This is a genomic window from Bacillus massiliigorillae, assembly GCF_000380245.2.
GTDB lineage: Bacteria > Bacillota > Bacilli > Bacillales > DSM-1321 > Bacillus_AD > Bacillus_AD massiliigorillae.
The window spans coordinates 98166-116729 of the sequence record NZ_HG428745.1 but is presented as its reverse complement, the minus strand read 5'-3'; the positions used below and the strand labels follow the sequence as shown (position 1 = coordinate 116729).

Here is an 18564-nt window from a genome sequence, read left to right as displayed (position 1 = left end):
TATTGTAGGCGATTTTCATACTCTGAATAAAGTAAGGAGGCGGAAGCGTCTATGATGGAGTTAAGACCAATTCAAATAGAGGATCGAACATTCTTAGGTGTTGTTGTTAAATTACCCAAGACAACACTTTTAGTGGTATCCTCTGAATTAGGATATATAATGTGTGGGGCATTAGATGTTGCATTGCTAAATGAGAAGTTAAAGGATCGCAATATTATTGCAGGAAGAGCGGTGGGGGTAAAGACGCTTGAACAACTGCTAGATGCACCATTAGAATCAGTTACATTTGGCGCAGAAAGCTTAGGAATAGAAAAGGGAACGATAGGTAGAGAAGCACTTTTAAAAATGTAAAAACCACCTGGAAGGTGGTTTTTTTGTGATTAAATCAAGAAAAATGATTTAGTTTTATGTAGTAAATTGGTATAATTACCAATATGTAAGCATATGGTCGGATTTACATAGTTTATTCTTCATATGAGTCAAACGAATTAATTCAGGATAAATAGGGGAAATTCCTGTGCTAAAGATGAATAATCTTTTTATATAATGAAATTGGTTTTGATAATGATTTATTAAAGCCTTTCAAATCTAAATTGATAAATGAGTTGGGAGTTTAACATGCGGTTAGTATCCACGGAGTTTTTGAAACCAGAAACAGTGCTCGGTAAGACTATTTATAATACGCAACAACAGATTTTATTAAATGAAGGCGTTTCGCTTACAGAACGAATGATTACAAGGTTAAGGGAATTAGGAATTCAGTACGTTTATATTAAAGATGCTAGAACAAATCATATACAGCCATTTAATACATTATCTGAAAAAGTAAGAAAAGATTCTCTTATAGCTATTGAAACATCTTTTACAGATATTCATGATAAAGAATCAATTGTTGGAAGCTCAATTGTTTTAGAAAAAAACTCAAAAAAATTTATGGAGCTAATTCGTACGATTTTGGATGAAATAAAAGATCATTCGGAGCTACTTTCTATACTTTCAGATGTGCATATTTATGACGAATATATTTTTATCCATTCATTCAATGTGACGTTATATTCATTAGCCATTGGAATAAAATTAGGACTTAGTCAAAAAGACCTTGAAATTCTTGGAATAGGGGCTATTTTACATGATGTAGGGAAGATGTATGTTCCGTATGATATATTAATGAAACCAGGAAAGTTAACACAAAGTGAATATATCGAAATGCAAAAGCATACAGATTATGGATTTCATATTTTGAAACGAGTAGCAACTATTCCTTTATTAGTTGCTCATTGTGCCTTTCAACATCATGAGCGTGTGGATGGAACGGGTTATCCAAGAGGGCTACTGGATAAAGATATTCATTTATTTGGTAAGATTATTGCTGTTGCTGATGTGTTTGATGCGGTTACTTCTAATCGTGTGTATCGGCAAGCTATGCTTCCACACGAGGGACTTGAAATTTTATATGCTGGGGCTGGGACATTATTTGATTCGAATATTGTAGAAACGTTTAGAAAAGCTGTTGCGATTTATCCATTAGGCTTAAATGTGGTTTTGAATAATAATAAAGAAGGCGTTGTTTCAAAACAAAATGATGGCATGAGCGACCGTCCGGTTATTACGATTCTTAAGGAAAATGGAAAAGATATCGAGGATTCGTACGAATTAGATCTAAAGCAGCATTTAGATATCATGATTATTGGATGCGATATCACGGGTTAAATATATTTTAGAATATTAAAAAATATGGTAATTCCCTATAAAATATTGCGAAATTTTAAATTAATGTTATAGTATAAAAATAAAATATAATAAATAACTATCACCGCATGGGGTAGAGGATGCAAAGTTCATCAGTAAGCTGTTGTGAGGATGACAACGTTGAACTCAGAAGAAAGGGAACTTTGCCGAAGTAACATTTAGTGTCGAATGATTGTTACTGGGGTTGTCTTGAATAAAGCCAACACTGTCATTATAAATGGAAGTTTATAATGGGGAGCTACAGAGCGATGGACGATAACATACATTACAAAGGGTAATGATAGGTTGTTCTCTATCACTATCCTTTTTTATTTTTGTCTAAAAATAGTTGAAAGCTCTGATCTTTACCTCCAGATTTTACAGAAGGAGTGTTCAGCATGGAAAATACGATTTTTTCTTTATTACCACCATTAGTTGCTATTATTATGGTTTTATTAACAAAAAGAGTTTTGTTATCTTTAGGTTTAGGGAGCATTACAGCGGCATTCTTACTTGCAGACTTTAATGTAATGGATTCTTTATCTATTCTTGTAAAAGCTTTCACGGATTTGTTTTATGTAGATGGAGAACTCAATACAGGAAAAATATACATATTACTATTTTTACTACTTCTAGGATGTGTTACTGCGTTTGTAACGATTTCTGGAGGAAGTAGAGCATTTGGAGAGTGGGCTTTAAAACGTGTTAAAACAAGAGCTGGTGCACAACTTACAGCTGCTGTTCTAGGTATAATTATTTTCATTGATGATTATTTTAATAGCTTGGCAGTAGGGCAAATTTCAAGACCTTTAACGGACCGTAATCGCGTTTCTCGAGCCAAGCTTGCGTATATTATTGATTCAACAGCAGCGCCTATTTGTGTTGTGTCACCTGTTTCAAGTTGGGGAGCATATATCATTGCGATATTAGCGCCAATATTAGCTGCGAATTCTTTAGATATGAGTGGATTCTCAGCATTTATTCAAATGATACCAATGAACTTCTATGTTTGGGCATCTTTATTATTAGTTTTCATATCTTCATGGAAGAATATTAATTTTGGATCTATGAAGGTACATGAAGATCGAGCAATCACAACGGGTGTTGTTTCTAATCCAGATAAAATCGCTCCTGGTGAATTAAAGAGTGATTTACCAATGAGTAAAAAAGGCTCTGTAGCAGATTTATTAATACCAATTGCAGCGCTTGTAGTTGGAACGGTTTCGGCAATGCTATGGACAGGAAGTAAAGCTGTTGAGGGGAGAGCAACTATCCTTCAAATGTTTGAAAATACAGATGTGCCAACATCATTATTTTATGGTGGATTGTTTGGGTTCGCTGTAACGTTAGTGTTATTCCTTCGTCAAGTGTATGCAAAGAAAGCAGTGAAAAGCTCATTGCTAACGACAGGTTTATTTGAAGGAATTAAGTCAATGCTACCGGCTGTATATATTTTGATTTTTGCATGGGTTATTGTTGATTTAGTAGGTGCGCTTGAAACGGGTAGCTACTTAGCAGGATTTGTAGAGAAATCAAATCTTAGCATTGGTTTCATTCCATTTATTTTGTTTGTAATTGCAGGGATTATGGCACTAGCAACAGGAACATCGTGGGGATCTTTTGGTATCTTGTTACCACTTGCAGGAGATATTGTAGCAACAATGGATTCTAGTATGTTGCTACCATCTTTAGCGGCTGTATTAGCTGGTGCAGTATTTGGAGACCATTGTTCACCGATTTCAGATACAACGATTCTTTCATCAACAGGTGCAGGATGTAATCATATGGATCATGTAATGACACAGTTACCATATGCGTTAACATCAGCTTTCATAGCTGCCATAGGATTTTTAATGCTTGGGTTTACAGGTAGTACAATTCTTTCATTATCAATAGTAGTAATCATGATGGTTGGTGCTCTATTATTCTTAGCAAAGAAAAATAAAGCGGCTGATGCAGCTGATGAGACTAAAATAGCTTGATAAAAGAGGTGTCTAAATAGTGATATTGAATCACTATTTGGACGCTTTTTCTTTATACTTAAGAAAGTTTAACTTCATTAAAGGAATAAAGTATAAGAAAAGACATCGACTTTCGCCAGTAGGGGCGATAAGTCGTGTTTTTCTGAAATTTTTGATGATTAATTAAAATCCAGCCATTTATTTATTACGTCTTTCATTTCTTTCCCATACCGTTAAATGATAATATGGGTCAAAGCTCCATTCTGTAAATCCATTGTCTTTGTACATACCAAAGTGAAGATGAGGAGGAAACTTACCACTTGTTCCAGGTGGTCCATATCCGGTACTTCCAACACTACCAATTACCATACCTGGTTCCACGATGGTACCGATTTTTATTCCCTTCGTAAAGCCATTTAAATGAGCGAAATAATGATACGTATTATTTAAATCTCTTATGCCGATTCGCCAGCCACCATAACGATTCCATCCTTTGATTTCAACGACACCATAGCTCGTAGCACGAACAGGTACTCCATAATTGGCGAAGATATCAGTACCTTCATGAGTTCTTCTGCCACCCCAGCCTCTAGCAACACCCCAAGTACTTCTATAGCTATAATCAGAGGTAATAGGTACAGGGAAAGCTTTCTTGTTCAAATCAATGCGAGCAAATTTTTTGTATATTTTGGCGTTACTCATAACAATTCCAACTGCTTTATCTCGTTTATAATAATTCCATAAAGCAATCCGGAAATTATCATCATCAGTCCCATAATTGAGAAGATAAGAAGCGATTGAAATTAATATATCAGTATCTGAGCGTGAATCTGCTTTGCCATCACCATTTCCATCGACTCCAATCCCATCAAAAAAAGTAATACTCATTGGATTTGTATCGTATGGATTTGGATTTAATAATCCGCTCCATTTCTCTGGAGGTACTAGAATACCGATAGGACCATCCGAGTCAGGTAAGTCTCTTCTCGCATTGCGTAAACTATGCTCATATTGATCAATAGCAGCGATATAATACCATGGGATTTGATAATGTCTTTCAATTGTTTTAAAAAGTTTCATTCGTTCAACATCAGAATTAGTCGTTGTTTCCGCTTTGACGTCGTATTGTAAGATGAATAGTGCTGATACAAAAGCAAATAAAGCTATAATAGAACGCAAGAAAATGACTCCTTCCTTCACTTGATAATTTTAATAATTCATTATATTTTTGTATGTAAATTGCCTGAGAATCTGGTTTTTAATCCATAAATGTAGTGTGTGACGTAATTCAATAAATACTATTATCAATAATTGGTAAAGCGGTGCGAGATACTTGTAATGCATAATTTTTTTGTGTTACATTGACTAGAAGTGAGCTATTTTGATTCACAAGATTGGAGCTGAGTTAGGTTGAGCAACAAAAAAAATGAATATCTTCGTAAACCTGAATGGTTGAAAATTAAACTTCACACAAATGAAAACTATACTGGTTTGAAAAAAATGATGCGTGAAAAAAAACTTCATACAGTATGTGAAGAGGCGAAGTGTCCAAATATACATGAATGTTGGGCTGTCCGTCGTACGGCTACATTTATGATTTTAGGGGCGGTTTGTACACGCGCTTGTCGTTTCTGTGCAGTAAAGACAGGTTTACCAACTGAGCTTGATTTGGCTGAACCAGAACGAGTAGCGGATTCGGTTGCACAAATGAACTTGAAGCACGTGGTTATAACGGCTGTTGCACGTGATGATTTAAAAGATGGCGGAGCAGCTATCTTTGCTGAAACAGTTCGTGCAATTCGAAGAAAAAGTCCGTTTACTTCAATTGAGGTATTACCTTCTGATATGGGTGGAGAATTCGATAACTTAAAAATGTTAATGGATGCGAAACCAGATATTTTAAATCATAATATAGAAACAGTTAGACGACTTTCAGATCGAGTAAGAGCGAGAGCAAAATACGATCGTTCATTAAAATTCTTACAACAAGCAAAAGAACTTCAACCAGATATTCCTACAAAATCTAGCTTGATGGTAGGCTTAGGTGAAACTTTTGATGACATTATCGAAACTATGGATGATTTAAGAGCACATGATGTAGATATCATGACAATTGGTCAATATTTACAACCCTCTAAGAAGCACTTACCGGTCCTCAAATATTATTCACCACAAGAGTTTGCTGAGTTAAAAGAAATTGCGATGCAAAAGGGCTTTAGTCATTGTGAATCAGGTCCACTTGTACGTTCATCGTATCATGCGGACGAACAAGTAAACGCTGCTGCAAAGAAGAAACAAGAAGCAACTGAGCAAGCGATTGCAGGGAATTAATAAGTTGATATAGAAGCTACAATGAAAAAGAATGAGGCTGTCTGAAAAGTGATAATTTCACTTTTCGGACAGCCTTTTCTTTTTTTCTTTTAGAAATAATCGTACATAGGGTATAATGAAGCAAGGAATGGAGTTCGAGGTGAGAAAATGGTAACAATCAATAATCTTCAATATGAAGTGGTTGAAGACTTCCGTAACGGGTTTAACGAAGAAGCGTTTAAGGCGCGTTATAGTGATATTCTCAATAAATACGATTTCGTTGTAGGTGATTGGGGATACGGTCAATTAAGGTTACGAGGTTTTTTTGAGGATCAAAATCAAAAAGCTTCCTTTGATACAAAAATAAGTACGTTATCTGAATATTTATATGAATTTTGTAATTTTGGTTGTCCATACTTTGTAGTAAAGAGACTGAAGAGTGATAAAAAATGAGGCTGTGTCAAAAGTGATTTGCAACCACTTTTGACATGCCTCATTTTTATCAAGATAAGAATGTATATATTTTTCGCGGTGTCTAACCTTACACCTGCTATGCTCGGAAATAAGCCAACCTGTTTGGAAAACCAAGAGCGGGTTTTCAAGAACAGCTCGTCTTATTTCTGCCGCATAGCTCTTTTTCGTTTCGGAGTAAATCAAGGAGCGTAGGCATTACTCGAAAAAGACCGGTGACGGTTTTTCTTATAGTCTAGCTCCAGCACCCAGTGACTAGTAGATTTTGCCCATCTCTCTACGATAAGTCAACATCGAATCAGCTACCGCCTCTTCGTATTGTCTAGTTCCGAACGCCATCGGCTCGAGGTCATAAGTCAATCAGTCCAGAAGGTTAAAAGCGACCTTCTAGCCAGCTTTCCTTATGCTTGTCACCGATAAACGGGCGTTCTCCACATTTCGGTTTTTCCTTTATCGAAAGAAGAGTGCTCCAATCTATATGTCGCAAAACGGGCGCTTGCGCTTTTCTTAGTCAGATAATATCTGAAAGAAAACTCTTTAGTTCTTCTGCCAGGCTTTCCGAGAGATTATATACATGCTCAAGGTAACCTTCTTCTTCTAAATCATCTGGTCCAATAATGGCGAAGCGATTGCTTTGCATATTGAGCACAAGCTGTTTTCCATAGAATCGTTCAGATGATGTGATGGCTAAATCAAATCGTTCACTTTCTCCCACAAAGCTGACAAATCGAGTTGTTGTTTGTTCCTTATCGTCGTATAAATAAAAGCGTTCTTCCACACAAATCCCCCTTATACAAAAACAAGATGCGGCTTATGACTTAAATGATGATGTGCTTTTACGAATCGCACAGTTTTTGTTTTACTTCGCATTACAATTGAATCTGTTTCAACTAAATCTCCGCCTAAGAAACGTACGCCTGCTAATAAGTCTCCGTTTGAAACACCAGTAGCTGCAAAGATAGCATCTTCCCCGCATACTAAGTCATTTAACGTTAATAGTTGTCTTGGGTTTTTTAGTCCCATTTCAATACAACGTTCTTCTTCTTCTTTCGTATGAGGAATAAGTCTTGCTTGCATATCTCCACCTAGGCATTTAATGGCTGCTGCAGAAATAACACCTTCTGGAGCTCCACCAATACCGATGAATAAGTCTATTCCTGTAGAGGGAAATGATGTTGCAATTGCAGCACTTACGTCTCCATCTTGGAACAAGTTAACTCTTGCACCCTTTGCTCGAATACGATCAATTATATCTTGATGGCGGTCTCTTTCTTGTACAATAACACATAAATCTTGAACACGTTTATTATTTGCTTTTGCAACTATATCAATTGTTGTTTCGATTGGATCATCTAAATGTACTAAACCAGCAGCATTAGGTCCTACTGCGATTTTTTCCATATACATATCTGGAGCATGAAGCAGAGTTCCTTTGTCTGCTACAGCAATAACTGCCATTGCGTTACTGTTTCCTTTTGCAACAATTGTAGTACCTTCAAGTGGGTCTACAGCAATATCAACTTTTGGACCCTGACCAGTTCCTAGTTTTTCACCGATATATAGCATAGGAGCTTCATCAAGTTCTCCTTCACCGATTACAACGGTTCCTTCCATGTTAACTGAATCAAACATTTTACGCATAGCTGTTGTCGCAGCATTATCTGCTTCGTTCTTCTTTCCTCTTCCCATCCACTGTGCGGATGCAAGTGCTGCTGCCTCTGTAACTCGAACAATTTCCAATGCTAATTCACGTTCCAAAAATAATTCCTCCAATTCATCGAATTCCATCAACTATTCTAACAGACTTTTGATGTTTTTGTTTAGGTCATCACAAACATCTTAGAATTTTTCTTGAACATAAAAATGGAAGCGTTTGTAGATTGCGGACAAATCAAACTTGTATGAATTGATAGTGAATGAGAAGCTATGATACTATCAAATAATAAGGAATATTTAATAAGTAATAATTAAATCTGTACTGTACGCAAATTATAGAAGCATTTATGAAAGGAAGAAATAGTATGTACTTCGTTGACCGACAAAAAATCGAACAAAATCTTATTTACTTAGAGAAAAATAGTAAGCTTTATCAAGAAACAAAGCAGTGGGAAGGTAATCTAGGTCAATTATCTCTTGAAAGAATTATTCACGTAATGACAGATTGTGTGTTAGACGTAAGTAATGCAATCATTGATGGTTTTATTATGAGAGATCCAGGCAGTTATGAGGATATTGTTGATATTTTACTTGATGAGAAGGTAATCTCAAAAGAAATGGAGCAACAATTTAAGAATGTTTTACCATTACGAAAAAATATTGTGCAAGATTATTTAGATGTCGATTACAATGCTTTGCAAGCAACATTTACTCAAAATATTGCGGCGTTCTTGCAATTCCCAACTGCTGTTAGACAGTACTTAGAGAATGAATTAGGTCCAGTTTCAGCATTTATCAACTAATAATTGATACATAAGGGGTGTCCGAAAAGTGATTGTTCATTTCTTTTCGGACATTTTTTTTTAGTTGTGTAAAAAAATAAAATGTTATATTTTTCTTGAAATTGTACAAATATGGATATATAATTTACTGAAAATTCTATTAAAGGAGTGGCTGTTTTGACATTAGTTATTAGACGCTCAAGCGAAAATGATATACCTCAGTTAACGGATCTTATGTATCAATATATTGTGGACTTCTATAAACGTCCAAGTCCTCCAGTTGAGGATGTACATGCAATAATCCATATGCTATTAGAAGGAAAAGAAGGTCTTCAATATGTGGCAGAGAGAGATGGGCAACTTGTTGGTTTCGTTACTTTATATTTTACATATAGTACAACGAAGGCTAGTAAAATTGCTGTAATGAACGACCTCTTTGCTGTGGAGCAGGAGAGAGGAACGGGTGTAGCTCAACAGTTGTTTGCAAGTGCTGAAAATTATACGAAAGAAAATGGATATGCCTATATGTCATGGATTACAGCTACTGATAATCATCGAGCACAGAGATTTTATGATAAAGTTGGTGGAGCAAAAGGTGATTGGTTTAGCTACTCTATTTAATAGAGTGGCTTTTTGTATGACCTCAAAGCTCTTTTGCACTAATAATTTTCCTATGTTACAGTATTGATTGGATACAGCATTCTAAAGTAGTTTGAACATATAGGAGTGAATTCTTTGAAACAATACAAAGGCTTTTTAATAGATTTGGATGGAACGATGTATAGAGGTACGGAGAAAATAGAAGAAGCGGGACAATTTGTTTACGAATTACAAAAACGAAATTTACCTTACTTATTTGTAACGAATAATTCTTCTAGAACACCCGCACAGGTTGCAGCTAAGCTTCAAAAATTCGATATTCCAGCTACTGAAGAGCAGGTATTTACGACAAGTCAAGCGACAGCTAATTATATATATCATCTGAATCCAAATGCATCTGTGTATGTGATTGGAGAAGAAGGAATTAAAACAGCTCTGAAGGATAAGGGCTTTACATTTGTTGAGGAAAATCCAGATTTTGTTGTAATGGGAATTGACCGTGAGATTAATTATGATAAATTAACAAATGCGTGTTTAGGTGTCAGAAGTGGAGCAACATTTATTTCAACAAATGGTGATATTGCTATTCCAACCGAAAGAGGCTTATTGCCTGGTAATGGATCACTAACTTCTGTTGTTACAGTTTCTACAGGTGTGCAGCCAATTTTTATTGGTAAGCCTGAAAGTATTATTATGGAACAAGCATTAGAAGTATTAGGTGTAGCTAAAGAAGATACGTTGATGGTTGGTGACAATTATGATACGGATATTCTTGCAGGTATGAATGCAGGTTTAGATACATTGCTTGTCCATACAGGTGTAACAACGCCTGAATTACTGAAAAATTATGAGCAGCAACCAACGCATGTTATTTCTTCATTAGATAATTGGAAATTTGAATAATGTGTATACATAGCGTGGCGAATTACCAATCGTCACGCCATTTTTTTTGGTGTCTAACTTTACACCTGCCATGCTCGGAAATAAGCCATTCTGTTTTGAAGTCCAAAATCGGGTTTTCAAGAATAGCTCGTTTTATACATGTTGTCTAGCTTCAGCAACCAGCCCCTCGACTCATAAGCCATCTCAATGAATAGCATATTTCTTAAGCAATTTGTCTTATGCTTGTCGGGGCTAAACGGGTCGCCTCAGCATTTCTTTATTTCCGCGTCGCTCGTTTTTGATTGGGAGTAAATCAAGGAGAATAAATAACAATCAAAAAGACCGGTGACGGTTTTTCTTATTGTCTAGCTCCAGCGCCCAGCGACTAGTAGATTTCGCCCATCTCCCTACGATAAGTCAACATCGAATCAGCTACCGCCTCTTCGTGTTGTCTAGTTCTGAACGCCATCGGCTCGAGGTCATAAGTCAATCAGTCCAGAAGGTTAAAAGCGACCTTCTAGCCAGCTTGCCTTATGCTTGTCACCGATAAACGGGCGTTCTTCACATTTCGTTTTTTCCTTTATCTCGGTCGAAGTGCTCCAATCTATACATCGCTTAACGGGCGCTTGCGCTTTTCTAATAGTATTTAAAAAATTGGTAAAAGATGTTACACTATGTGGAGGTTTATATATTAAATTTTCTAAATATTCAATATTAAAGGAGATGTATTGTTCATGTTAAAAGAATCAACAGTTGGTCAAGAACTAGCAGAATTAGATAAGAAGCACTTTATCCACCCAACAACTGCCATTTCACAACAACAAGCGAATGGACCTGCTTTTATCTTTACTGAAGGTAATGGAATTCATTTGACAGATGTGAATGGAAAAACGGTCATTGACGGTATGTCATCTTTATGGAATGTAAATGTTGGACATGGAAGAGAAGAATTAGGAGAAGCAGCGAAGCAGCAAATGTCTAAATTAGCGTTCACATCTAGTTTTTCTACATATAGTAATGAACCAGCTATTCGCTTAGCGACAAAGATCGCCTCTTTGGCACCGGGAAATTTAAATGCGGTGTTCTTTACATCTGGTGGTTCTGAATCGAATGATACGGCCTTTAAATTAGCTCGTCATTATTGGATTTTAAAAGGCCAGCCGAATCGAAAGAAAATAATTTCAAGAACGAAATCTTATCATGGTGTAGCGATGGGAGCGACTAGTGCAACTGGTTTAAAACCATTTAGAGATTTCACTAATTCAAATGCACCTGATTTTTATTATACAGAAGGAATGTCTTCAGCTGCTCTTCGTGAAACAATTGAGAAGGAAGGGCCAGAAACAATTGCAGCTTTTATTACAGAGCCTGTTCAAGGAGCAGGTGGTGTTAATATTGCACCTGAAGGGTATTTCCAAGAAGTAAGAGATATTTGTGACGAATATGGGATATTAATGATTGCAGATGAAGTTATTACTGGATTTGGACGTACAGGAACATTTTTTGGAATGGAACATTTCGGGGTAGTACCTGATATGCTATGCTTTGCAAAAGGTGTTACGAGTGGATATGCACAACTTGGTGGTGTCATTATGTCTGAGCCAATTCATCAAGATTTCATCGCATTATCCAAAGATACATTGTTACATGGATACACATATAGTGGACATGCAATGGCATGTGCAGTGGGTTTAAAAAACATCGAAATTATTGAGAGAGAAAATTTAGTAGAAAATTCGAAGCTTAGAGGAGAAGAATTATTAAAAGGCTTCAAAAAACTCCAAAGTAAGCACAAAATTATTGGGCATGTAAGGGCGCTTGGCTTAATTGGTGGTATTCAAATTGTGAAGGACCAACAAACAGGAGAAGGCTTTGATGCACCGCTAGCACCAAGAATTGTGAATGAAGCAGCTAAACGAGGATTAATTATACGTGCCGTTGTATTTGACCAAGATACGCTTGTATTTGCTCCTCCATTGGTGATTACGAAGCAAGAAATTGAAAAAATGATTGATATATTAGATGAGACTTTCCAAGCAATTGAAGAGGAAGTTTTTCAATAAAATATAAAAGAACGGCAGCTGAATAGTTGCCGTTCTTTTTGAGTTGCTTTTCTTATTCATTCTGCATTCACTGCCCTATGAGCTAGTCTACTTGAGGCAGCAGCTGCAATTGCACCTACGATATCGTCTAAGAATGTATGACATTCTCCTGAAGATTTATCATTAAGCTTTTGTAAAATGCCAGGCTTTTGTTTATCGATAAAGCCATAGTTTGTAAAGCCTATTGAGCCATATACATTTACAATTGAAAATGCTAATATTTCATCCACGCCGTATAGTCCTTCATCTGTTGAGATGATAGATTGTAAAGGTTCTTCTAGCATCTTTTTTTCTGCCAGCATATCAAGCTGAATTCCAGTAAGAATAGCATTTTGTACTTCTCGCTTTGATAATACCCTTTCAACATTATGAAGACATTCATCTATGGAAAGATTTTCGTGATAGGCGCTTTGTAAATACATAACTAGTTCAGCGATATCTTGTGTCGTTACGCCTCTTTCTTTTAACCATTTGCGAGCGGTTTGTTCAGATAAATTAATTCGTTTAGAGTCCATAATTAGCTCACCTTTTCTTCTTTATTAGTATGTTATGCATTCACTCTTGTACCTTGTAACTATAAATATATGGTGAAGATTGATATGTATGTCAAAATTTTCTCTCATAATCGGTGGAAGATGAATAAAACCCGACCGATTAAACTTTCACTTTATATGAAAAGAGTGGTTAAAAAGCACATATATATTATAGAGTATCCGAATAAAAGTATTTTACACGAAAGAAAAAAAGGGGAGTATTCATATGCTGGAAGATGTGATTTATGAGAACTATGGATTGACTATGGAAAGACAACGAATGGAGGGGGCATATCAGCGTTTTTTTTCAGGGCATGCTTTATTTACCATTGTTCCCATTGCTGAAGTTAATGAAGACGAATTAATGGAAAGATTGAAGATGTCTCATTTCATGCAGCAGCAAGGTGATCAGTATGTATCCAGCTTCGTAATGTCGAGGGAGAATACATACTTGTCCCAAAATGAAGGAAATCTATTTATATTAATGGAAAATACACTTCTCGAAGAACCTCGACCTATAAAAATGGGTAGTAAATTATCGAAGTTCCATAGCCGTGGACGTACCTTTGCGGAACCAATTAAGGTTTGTAATCGTATAGGAAAGTGGAAAGAGCTTTGGGAAAATCGAATTGATACGCTTGAAGCGGTTTGGCGTGAAAAGCTACAAGCTCATCCCATCAATGATTTTGAAAAGCTGTTTGTTGAATCCTTTCCTTATTATGTAGGCTTGGGTGAAAATGCAATTCAATATTTGGTTGATTGTGAAATCGATGAAAATCCTACTAATTTGGATGCTGGAACAGTTTGTCATGAGCGTTTTTACAATGATATGTGGAACGGAGAATACTTGCTTAAGAACCCGTTTGATTGGGTATTTGACCATCAAAGCCGTGATATAGGTGAATGGATTAGGCAACATTATCATCGTTTACCACAAACCTTTCAACCTACTATGGTACAATTCATGAATGAATATCAAAGTAATTTACCATTGAGCGGATTTTCTTGGCGATTATTGTATGCAAGATTACTTTTTCCTGTTCATTATTTAGAGGCTGTTGAAAGCTATTTTAGTTCGAGGAAGATGGGGGATCAAAGAAAGCTGGAAGAGAATTTGGAAGAAATGCTAGAACAATCTCATCATCATGAAGAATTTTTGCGTTACTTTTACGAAGTAAATGAAGTTCCTATTCAAAATCTTCGCATACCAAAAGTCGATTGGTTATAAGGAATAAAAACACATATAATTCTTCTACTTATTGTACATTTCTTGTTACAATAAACGTGTACAAACTTTTCTGTTATTTTTGACTATTGAAAATAACGAATAGAAAGCATATAATGTCTTTTATATGGAAACAAATGTGTATTCAGAAAGAACAACAGAAGGGGAGTATACAATATGAAAGCTATTTCGATTGGTTTATTGGGTCTTGGTACGGTTGGTTCTGGGGTAGTTCAAATTATTGAAAACCATCAGGATAAACTAATGCACCAAATTGGTTGTCCTGTTAAAATTAAAAAAATTCTTGTGAAGAATTTACAGAAGGACAGAGGAGTTATTGTTAACAAGAGTATGTTAACAGACTCAGCAGATGATATTTTAGATGATCCAGAAATTGATGTGGTAATTGAAGTAATGGGTGGAGTTGAAGAAACACGCAATTATTTATTGCGAGCAGTTCGCAATAAAAAGCATGTTGTAACAGCTAATAAAGACTTAATGGCATTGCACGGACCAGAATTATTAGCAGAAGCAACTAGAAATAATTGTGACTTGTTTTATGAAGCAAGTGTTGCCGGTGGTATCCCGATTTTACGTGGTTTAGTAGATGGTTTGGCATCTGATCGAATTACGAAAATGATGGGTATTGTCAACGGAACAACAAACTTCATTCTTACGAAGATGAGTAAGTTTGGAAGTCCATATGCTGAAGTACTGAAAGAAGCTCAAGAGCTAGGCTATGCTGAAAGTGATCCAACTGCTGACGTAGAAGGCTTAGATGCAGCTCGTAAAATGGCAATCTTAGCTACTCTAGGATTCTCAATGAATATTGATTTGGCAGATGTAAGTGTGAAGGGTATTACAAGTATCACAGAAGAAGATCTAGTTTACAGTAAGCGTCTTGGCTATACAATTAAGCTAATTGGTATCGCTGACCGCGTCGGTGAGAAAGTCGAAGTAAGCGTACAACCAACTTTACTTTCTGAATCTCACCCTCTAGCTGGTGTTAATGATGAATATAATGCTGTATATGTATATGGAGAAGCGGTTGGAGAGACAATGTTCTATGGTCCAGGTGCAGGAAGTTTACCAACAGCTACATCAATCGTTTCAGATTTAGTAGCAGTTATGAAGAATATGAGATTAGGAGTTAATGGTCGTAGCGCAGCAGCTCCTCAATATGAGAAGATCTTAAAGTCTGATGAAGAGATTCTATCAAAATACTTCCTTCGTTTACATGTGAAAGACGAGTTAGGGGTATTTGCATCGATTACAACATTATTCTCACAACATAAAATTAGTTTTGAGAAAATCATGCAATTACCATTAAAAGATAAAGATCAATCTGAAATTGTTTTAGTTACACATAAAGCATCGAAGAAAGATTTAGAAGATGTATTACAAAAACTACGTGATAATGAATTAGTTCATGATGTGAAAAGTACGTATCGAGTAGAAGGAGACGAAGCATAATGGGTTGGAAAGGCTTAATTCAAGAATATAAAGAATTTTTACCAGTAACAGAGAATACACCACTATTAACACTCCAAGAAGGTAATACACCATTATTGAAGTGTGATAACCTTTCTAAAGAATTAGGTGTGGAGCTGTATGTTAAATATGAAGGAGCAAATCCAACAGGGTCATTTAAAGACCGCGGTATGGTTATGGCAGTTGCAAAAGCTGTAGAAGAAGGTGCCGACACAATTATTTGTGCATCTACTGGTAATACTTCAGCAGCTGCGGCAGCATATGCAGCACGTTTAGGAATTCGCTGTATCGTAATTATTCCAGATGGAAAAATTGCGATGGGTAAATTAGCTCAAGCAGTTATGTATGGTGCTGAGATCGTTGCAATCGATGGTAACTTCGACGATGCGTTAGAAATCGTTCGTAGCATTAGTGAGAAATCACCAATTGCTCTAGTTAACTCAGTAAATCCATATCGTATCGAAGGACAAAAAACAGCTGCTTTCGAAATTTGCGATGTATTAGGAGACGCCCCAGACGTACTTGCAATTCCAGTTGGTAACGCTGGTAATATTACAGCATACTGGAAAGGCTTTAAAGAATACCATGAGAAAAAAGGTACAAAGCTTCCTGAAATGCATGGTTTTGAAGCTGAGGGTGCAGCAGCGATTGTACGTGGTGAAGTGATTAAGAACCCTGAAACAATTGCAACTGCAATTCGTATCGGAAATCCTGCAAGCTGGGAGTTTGCAGTTAACGCAGCGAATGAATCAAAAGGTAAAATCGATGAAGTAACAGATGAGCAAATTCTTGCTGCATACAAGCGTTTAGCACGCACAGAAGGTATCTTCGCTGAGCCAGGTTCTTGTGCAAGTATTGCTGGTTTAATTAAGCAAGTGGAAACAGGCGAAATTAAGCAAGGTAGTCAAGTTGTTGCTATCTTAACTGGTAATGGCTTGAAAGATCCAACTACAGCTGTAGATTATAGTGAGATTAAGCCAGCTGTTTTACCAACAAATGAAGCGGCAATCATTGACCATATTAAAGGTGTGTCAACAGTATGAGCGACGATATGATGTGCACGATTCGGGTTCCAGCTAGCACAGCTAACTTGGGACCAGGATTTGATTCAATCGGGCTTGCGCTTTCACTATATTTAACTGTTCATGTTTATCCAAGTGATAAATGGGTCGTTGAACCATTAACAGAAGAGATGAAAGCTTTTCCAACGAATGAAGATCATTATATTGTAAAAATAGCACAACAAACTGCTAAAAAATATGGTGTTACATTACCACCATGTCGCTTAGCGGTTCATAGCGAGATACCATTAGCTAGAGGCTTAGGAAGTAGTGCTTCTGCGATTGTTGCCGGCATTCAATTGGCAGATACTCTTGGTAAGCTTGGACTTTCAGTTGAGGAGAAAGTACATTTAGCGTCATTAGAAGAAGGACATCCAGATAATGCTGGTGCATCTGTCACTGGTGGCTTAGTAGTGGGCGAGCATGAAGAGAGTGCTACACAATTATTATCGCTTCCTTTAGCCAATGTAGAAGTGGCAGCTGTTATTCCAAACTATGAGTTGTTAACAAGTGATTCAAGAAATGTATTACCTTCCACCTTCTCTTATAGTGACAGTGTGAAGGCAAGCGCCATTGCGAACACTTTCATAGCTGCATTATTATCTGGTAACTACCAGGTAGCTGGTGAAATGATGAAACGTGATCGTTTCCATCAACCTTACCGACGTAAACTTGTGCCTCTTCTAACGGAAGTGGAAGAAATTGCGGAAACAGCAGGTGCATTTGGAGTAGCATTGAGCGGTGCAGGTCCAACAGTTGTTTGCTTCGCGGAAGCTAAGGATATGCCAGACTTAATACAAGCACTTTCAGAACGATTTGAAGATTGTACGGTAAAACATTTGTATATTGATCAAGATGGTTGTGTTGTACTAAGTAAAGCAGATTTAGTGCAGAATTCATAAAAGTAAAGAGGGTGTCCTAATTTTAGGACACCCTCTTATTTTTTGTGTTGTCTAACCTTCCACCTGCCATGCTCGACTTATAACCGAGTATGGACTGGTGACGATTTTCGTATTTTATTAAAAAACTTGTTCTACTTCTACAACACCAGGTACTTCTTCAAGAAGAGCACGCTCGATGCCTGCTTTTAGTGTAATTGTAGAACTTGGGCAGCTTCCACAAGCGCCAAGTAAACGAAGTTTTACAATTCCATCTTCAATATCAACAAGTTCACAGTCTCCTCCATCGCGTAATAAAAATGGACGTAATTTATCTAGAACTTCTTGAACTTGTTCTGTCATTGTTTGCTCAGACATTCTATCGACTCCTTTCCTTATCTAATCATATTATAATCACTACCATCTAAAAAATCCATTGAGTATTCTTACTTTCGGAAAAGAATGGTTTGCACTACAATGAAATTAATAATATCAAAGGTAAAGTGAGGGATTTCATTGGGAAAAGAAAGAATAGAAATTATTGTATATGGCGCTGATCAAGTTTGTGCCAGCTGTGTAAATGCGCCTTCATCTAGAGATACATATGAGTGGTTAGATGCAGCTTTATCTAGGAAATTTCCAGAGCAACCATTTCAGATGACTTATGTCGACATTTTTAAAGAACAGCATGTGGAGGCACACAAAGATTTTTGCCAACAAATTATAGAGGATGATTTGTTTTATCCAGTAGTTGTTATAGAAGATGAAATTGTTGGAGAAGGGATTATCCAACTTAAAAAGATTGTTCAAGCGATGGAACAGCACGGTTATCGTATTGCTGAACAATAAGAAAGAAGAGGTTGTCTATATTAAGGACAGCCTCT

Annotated in this window: 19 protein-coding genes and 1 riboswitch; of the genes, 14 read left to right on the top strand and 5 right to left on the bottom strand. The window is 36.5% G+C overall.

Features of this window, described 5'->3' with window-relative positions:
- Positions 1-51 precede the first annotated feature (51 nt).
- The 3 genes from TX86_RS22060 (at position 52) to TX86_RS22050 (ending at position 3710) form a co-directional block, all read left to right on the top strand.
- On the top strand, positions 52-351 hold the full coding sequence (locus TX86_RS22060; protein WP_042352229.1) for a YunC family protein: 300 nt from the start codon (positions 52-54) through the stop codon (positions 349-351).
- A 267-nt stretch (positions 352-618) separates the two neighbouring features.
- A complete protein-coding gene (locus tag TX86_RS22055; protein WP_042352228.1) occupies positions 619-1710 on the top strand; it encodes an HD-GYP domain-containing protein in 1092 nt (363 codons plus the stop codon).
- Between the two features lie 105 nt (positions 1711-1815).
- A riboswitch (Lysine riboswitch) is annotated at positions 1816-1998 on the top strand.
- 128 nt (positions 1999-2126) lie between these two features.
- Positions 2127-3710 (top strand): Na+/H+ antiporter NhaC family protein, encoded by a 1584-nt coding sequence (locus TX86_RS22050; protein ID WP_042352227.1) that lies wholly within the window; start codon positions 2127-2129, stop codon positions 3708-3710.
- 177 nt (positions 3711-3887) lie between these two features.
- On the opposite strand, the gene TX86_RS22045 is transcribed toward TX86_RS22050, so the two are convergent.
- A complete protein-coding gene (locus tag TX86_RS22045) occupies positions 3888-4823 on the bottom strand; it encodes a M23 family metallopeptidase (protein ID WP_042352456.1) in 936 nt (311 codons plus the stop codon).
- A 276-nt stretch (positions 4824-5099) separates the two neighbouring features.
- On the opposite strand from TX86_RS22045, the gene lipA reads away from it, so the two are divergent.
- Positions 5100-6020, top strand: coding sequence for a lipoyl synthase (gene lipA / locus TX86_RS22040; RefSeq protein WP_042352225.1), 921 nt, complete (start codon positions 5100-5102; stop codon positions 6018-6020).
- Positions 6021-6167: 147 nt separating this feature from the next.
- Positions 6168-6452, top strand: coding sequence for a YutD family protein (locus TX86_RS22035; protein WP_042352223.1), 285 nt, complete (start codon positions 6168-6170; stop codon positions 6450-6452).
- Between the two features lie 529 nt (positions 6453-6981).
- Here the strand turns inward: TX86_RS22035 and TX86_RS22030 are convergent.
- Both TX86_RS22030 and glpX read right to left on the bottom strand, forming a co-directional pair.
- Positions 6982-7248 (bottom strand): DUF3055 domain-containing protein, encoded by a 267-nt coding sequence (locus TX86_RS22030; RefSeq protein ID WP_042352222.1) that lies wholly within the window; start codon positions 7246-7248, stop codon positions 6982-6984.
- An 11-nt stretch (positions 7249-7259) separates the two neighbouring features.
- On the bottom strand, positions 7260-8228 hold the full coding sequence (glpX, locus tag TX86_RS22025) for a class II fructose-bisphosphatase (RefSeq protein ID WP_042352220.1): 969 nt from the start codon (positions 8226-8228) through the stop codon (positions 7260-7262).
- Positions 8229-8491: 263 nt separating this feature from the next.
- On the opposite strand from glpX, the gene TX86_RS22020 reads away from it, so the two are divergent.
- The 4 genes from TX86_RS22020 (at position 8492) to TX86_RS22005 (ending at position 12453) form a co-directional block, all read left to right on the top strand.
- Positions 8492-8929 (top strand): DUF86 domain-containing protein, encoded by a 438-nt coding sequence (locus TX86_RS22020; RefSeq protein ID WP_042352218.1) that lies wholly within the window; start codon positions 8492-8494, stop codon positions 8927-8929.
- A gap of 156 nt (positions 8930-9085) precedes the next feature.
- Positions 9086-9529 carry a GNAT family N-acetyltransferase gene (locus TX86_RS22015; protein ID WP_081707800.1) on the top strand — a complete coding sequence of 148 codons (444 nt, stop codon included), beginning with the start codon at positions 9086-9088 and terminating at the stop codon, positions 9527-9529.
- A gap of 114 nt (positions 9530-9643) precedes the next feature.
- The gene (gene nucF / locus TX86_RS22010; RefSeq protein WP_042352217.1) at positions 9644-10411 is read left to right on the top strand and encodes a 5' nucleotidase NucF; all 768 of its coding nucleotides are present in this window, start codon (positions 9644-9646) and stop codon (positions 10409-10411) included.
- 713 nt (positions 10412-11124) lie between these two features.
- Positions 11125-12453 (top strand): aminotransferase family protein, encoded by a 1329-nt coding sequence (locus TX86_RS22005; RefSeq protein ID WP_042352215.1) that lies wholly within the window; start codon positions 11125-11127, stop codon positions 12451-12453.
- A gap of 56 nt (positions 12454-12509) precedes the next feature.
- Here TX86_RS22005 and TX86_RS22000 read toward each other — a convergent pair whose 3' ends face one another.
- Complete coding sequence (locus TX86_RS22000; RefSeq protein ID WP_042352213.1) at positions 12510-13007, bottom strand: phosphatidylglycerophosphatase A family protein; 498 nt, start codon at positions 13005-13007, stop codon at positions 12510-12512.
- A gap of 244 nt (positions 13008-13251) precedes the next feature.
- Here TX86_RS22000 and yutH point away from each other — a divergent pair, with 244 nt between their 5' ends.
- The 4 genes from yutH to thrB all read left to right on the top strand — a co-directional run bounded on the left by yutH (position 13252) and on the right by thrB (position 17704).
- Positions 13252-14253, top strand: a complete 1002-nt coding sequence (yutH, locus tag TX86_RS21995) for a spore coat putative kinase YutH (protein WP_052343834.1) — start codon at positions 13252-13254, stop codon at positions 14251-14253.
- A gap of 174 nt (positions 14254-14427) precedes the next feature.
- The gene (locus tag TX86_RS21990) at positions 14428-15723 is read left to right on the top strand and encodes a homoserine dehydrogenase (RefSeq protein ID WP_042352211.1); all 1296 of its coding nucleotides are present in this window, start codon (positions 14428-14430) and stop codon (positions 15721-15723) included.
- On the top strand, positions 15723-16784 hold the full coding sequence (gene thrC / locus TX86_RS21985; RefSeq protein WP_042352210.1) for a threonine synthase: 1062 nt from the start codon (positions 15723-15725) through the stop codon (positions 16782-16784). Before TX86_RS21990 ends, thrC begins: the two co-directional genes overlap by 1 nt.
- Positions 16781-17704 carry a homoserine kinase gene (gene thrB, locus TX86_RS21980; protein WP_042352208.1) on the top strand — a complete coding sequence of 308 codons (924 nt, stop codon included), beginning with the start codon at positions 16781-16783 and terminating at the stop codon, positions 17702-17704. The genes thrC and thrB overlap by 4 nt, the downstream gene beginning before the upstream one ends.
- Before the next feature lie 117 nt (positions 17705-17821).
- Here the strand turns inward: thrB and TX86_RS21975 are convergent, their stop codons facing one another.
- The gene (locus TX86_RS21975; protein ID WP_042352206.1) at positions 17822-18058 is read right to left on the bottom strand and encodes a NifU family protein; all 237 of its coding nucleotides are present in this window, start codon (positions 18056-18058) and stop codon (positions 17822-17824) included.
- 138 nt (positions 18059-18196) lie between these two features.
- On the opposite strand from TX86_RS21975, the gene TX86_RS21970 reads away from it, so the two are divergent.
- Complete coding sequence (locus TX86_RS21970; protein WP_042352205.1) at positions 18197-18529, top strand: YuzD family protein; 333 nt, start codon at positions 18197-18199, stop codon at positions 18527-18529.
- Positions 18530-18564 lie beyond the last annotated feature (35 nt).